Source organism: Paraburkholderia sp. SIMBA_030 (assembly GCF_046535245.1).
GTDB lineage: Bacteria > Pseudomonadota > Gammaproteobacteria > Burkholderiales > Burkholderiaceae > Paraburkholderia.
Map to the genome: position 1 here is coordinate 1 of NZ_JAWRXB010000094.1, position 451 is coordinate 451.

At 61.4% G+C, this 451-nt stretch carries 1 protein-coding gene; it reads right to left on the minus strand.

Going from position 1 to position 451, the window contains the following annotated elements; all coding sequences use genetic code 11:
- Positions 1–451: NAD(P)/FAD-dependent oxidoreductase (locus SB772_RS39170; protein WP_410838411.1), on the minus strand; the 451-nt coding region annotated here is incomplete at both ends.

Sequence of the window (451 nt, forward strand, 5' to 3'; positions counted from 1 at the left end):
GCCCACTGGCGAAACACGCGGTCAGCAGATAGCCGCCCGTCGGCGCTTCCCAATCCAGCATCTCCCCCGCGCAAAACACGCCAGGCAATTGCTTGAGCATCAAGCGTTCATCCATCGACTCGAACGTCACACCACCGGCGCTGCTGATGGCTTCGTCCAGTGGGCGGGTTTTCACCAGCGTCAGCGGCAGTGCCTTGATCGCTTTGGCCAGCAACGCCGGGTCGCTGAAGCAATCGGCCGGTGTCAGCTCGCGCAGCAACGCGGCTTTCACGCCATCAATGCCCAGCTGACTGTGCAGGTGTTTGGACATCGAGCGTGAACCGCGAGGTTTGCTCAGCGCGGCCTGCACTTTATCCACAGGCTTGCCCGGCAGCAGGTCCAGATGAATGGTCGCGGAACCGTTGAGGTTGATCGCCTCACGGATCGGAGCCGACAAGGCGTAAATCAGACT